Source organism: Ochrobactrum sp. SFR4 (assembly GCF_019730395.1).
Classification (GTDB): domain Bacteria; phylum Pseudomonadota; class Alphaproteobacteria; order Rhizobiales; family Rhizobiaceae; genus Pseudochrobactrum.
The window spans coordinates 1-379 of sequence record NZ_JAAPBB010000323.1; the positions used below are offsets into that span (position 1 = coordinate 1).

A 379-nucleotide genomic window follows, 5' to 3' on the forward strand; every position below is an offset into this window, starting at 1 on the left:
GGTGCCGTTTTGGCTGCTGCCGATCAGGACCACTTGGACCTTGAGCAGAAGATCGAAATCAAACCGAGCGACCTGATCCCGCATGCCCCTGTCACAGAGCAGCACCTGGATGCGCCGATGGCGATTGCTGATCTTTGCATGGCAACCATCGATATGAGTGACAATACCGCCGCCAATCTGCTGATCAAAGCACTGGGCGGCCCAGAAAAGGTGACGGACTTCTTTCGTAGTCTTGGTGATAGCGAAAGCCGTCTAGACCGTTATGAGCCCGAGTTGAACCTCTCAGCCGAGAGTGACCTTCGCGATACCACGACCCCGCTTGCGATGGCCCATACACTAGAGACCCTCCTGATTGAGGATTTTCTGGCTGCGAACTCGC

The 379-nt window shown here is 55.7% G+C and carries 1 protein-coding gene; it reads left to right on the forward strand.

Features of this window, described 5'->3' with window-relative positions:
- Nucleotides 1-379, forward strand: a 379-nt coding sequence (locus HBA93_RS19190; protein ID WP_221724363.1) for a serine hydrolase, incomplete at both ends; no start/stop codon positions are given.